The sequence below is a fragment of the Bartonella sp. MU70NMGDW genome (assembly GCF_042194085.1).
GTDB classification, from domain to species: Bacteria; Pseudomonadota; Alphaproteobacteria; order Rhizobiales; family Rhizobiaceae; genus Bartonella; species Bartonella grahamii.
The window spans coordinates 1-2,510 of record NZ_JBHIMK010000178.1; the positions used below are offsets into that span (position 1 = coordinate 1).

Here is a 2,510-nt window from a genome sequence, read left to right on the forward strand (position 1 = left end):
ACCGGAAGCGATCATCCCGGCTCTTAAGGCTAATTCGAAAAAACAAGTTCTACAAATTTTAGCCGAAAAGGCTTCTAAGCTGACAGGTCTTAGTGAACATGTAATTTTTGATGTTGTTTTGCAACGCGAGAAGCTTGGTTCAACGGGTTTGGGTGGTGGTATTGCGATTCCTCATGGGAAATTACCTGATATTAATCGGATTATTGGTATATTTGCACGTCTTGAAAGTCCTGTTGATTTTGAAGCTCTCGATGACGAACCTATAGATCTTATTTTTCTCCTTTTGGCACCTGAAAATGCTGGTGCAGATCACTTAAAAGCTTTATCACAGATTGCACGTGTTTTGCGTCATGCTGATGTTGTGCAAAAGTTGCGCAATACGCATAATGCCAATGCGCTTTATGCTTTATTGATTCAAACTTCAGAATCAAATGCAGCTTAAAAGGTATTATTGAGTGTATAAATTGCGAGGTATGCATCACAGAGCGTGGGAAATAATATAATTTGCATCTTAAGACTAATAACAAAAGATTATGTCATGAGATTTAAAAAATAATTTCTAAGTGAACCTTCTTGTTAAAGAATAAGCAACAAAAACGAAGGACTTGTCCTTTCTCGTTCTCGTATATTAAAGCATCCAATTATTATGTTCATGGATTCTTTTATCCTGTTATACTGTAAAAATACTATCATTTGAGGTGTGGTGAGATAAATCCTTTAAGTCTTCTTAATATATTAAGTGCTTTTAGAGTGCGTGGTAAATATTCTTAAGCAGGACTTGTCTGTAGAGCCTTTAGTTAAGTGAATCACATGAGTGGGAAGACAAGAGAAGACCGCTCTACAAGAATCGAAACTTTTTCAGTCCAGATTGGATTAAGAATCTTCGTCCTTTGAAAGCGGGAAAGAAATCAACAGGAAAGTTTATTTGTGCATTGAATTTTTTTGTAATTTAAATTTAAATATTTAGGGATAATATTATTAAGGTTCAAGTAGACAATAAGGGATATTGTATCCCGTGTGTGTCAATATATTGATTTAAAAAGATAATTCACAATTTTGCATGTTGGATGAGAGATCCGAATATTGTAAGATTTCCTCATGCCGAACCTATTTGTGTTGAATCAATCAAAACCATTCACTTACACATTGCAATCGAGGAAAGCCGTGTGGATAAAACTGTATAAGACAAGGAGTAAAAATGCTTCTTATGAACCGTCTCAAGTGCCAAGGGCTGTAGCAATATTAGAAGCTGGCAAAGTGTTATGGTGCCGGTTTGCTTTTTCAAAATAGGAATATCAATTATTTTAATAGGTATGATTTAGATGTCAGCTGTTGTATAGAGCTCATACTAAAAAATAATTTTGTACGGTAATAATGAAAATTATGCCTTTAGGTTGGGTGAAAGAGTTTTTGTTCATAGGAAGATTTATTCAAGTGCCTTTAATTGATTAAAATGTTGTTTAAAAAACGGTAATGTTAGAACTTCTATAGAAAAAATTTTTATATTTCTTTTTATAAATTACTTAGAAATAAGATAAGGGGACTTGTCAAAAAAATTCTTAAGACATTTTTGGTAACAGGAAGAAAGGAATTGTCTAATACATTTAAAATAATATGTTTAAGCTATTATAAGCTACTAAAATCATTTTAGAACTTAACAATTGGAGATGAAATATATAAGAAGAGTTAATAGGAACAAAAGAAACAAAGTTACATTTAGTTGTTGAGATAGAATCTAAGTAATTTATGTTTCATGACCAATGTATTGATAGTAGTTTATTATTTTTTTAAGATATTTTGAAGATTATGAAAAGGCGATATGGGGACGATGTTGAATACGGAGTATGAATGCACTATAATGAGTGAAAGCTGAGGTATTTACAAACATAAATGTATTGAATGTGTGAAGTCGAGAAGTGATATTCGCAAGGCTGTGAAATTTTTTGGGAGTACAGGGTGTATTTGCAAAATTTTGCAGCAGATTTCTTGTGATATAAAGAGTATAGTTTATTTCTTAACAGAGCAGAGGTATATTTTCATCTTGTTTTGAAGTTCTATTGCTTAAAGAAATCGTTTTTTATAAAACAACGAAATGAGTGGCATAAAATGAAAATGTTATTTTTTAATGTGGTTATTGAATAAGAAGTTTATATTTTGGTAACGACTAAAAGGTCACAATGAAACGTAGAAATCTATTCTGATTGGTGTGAAAATATTTCGCTTATTGGAGGAATTAGGACAGTGATACGTGGGTATAGAGAAGTTTTTTGAATTTTTCCAATGAAGAGAATCTTGTTAGAGACTAAAGAAGTGAGCTAAATAAAGATGTTTGAAAAGACTGTTATTGCTGCATTTGTAATGGTTCTGGTTACAGCTGGGGCAGCATATGCACAAACGCCAAATCGTTTAAATCAATTTGAAGCGTGGGGGGCTTATTCTTATAAATCGCCCAAAAATACGATTTGCTATGTGTTATCGGTACCTTTGAAGGCTCTTCCAACGACAGTTAA

1 protein-coding gene and 1 pseudogene are annotated in these 2,510 nt (G+C 32.5%); both read left to right on the forward strand.

Annotation, left to right across the window (positions count from 1 at the left end; genetic code table 11):
- The coding region (ptsN, locus tag ACFIKE_RS09375; RefSeq protein ID WP_375649535.1) for a PTS IIA-like nitrogen regulatory protein PtsN at positions 1-442 on the forward strand (442 nt) is incomplete at its 5' end.
- Positions 443-2,325: 1,883 nt separating this feature from the next.
- Positions 2,326-2,510, forward strand: a pseudogene (locus tag ACFIKE_RS09380) (hypothetical protein); the annotation flags it as partial.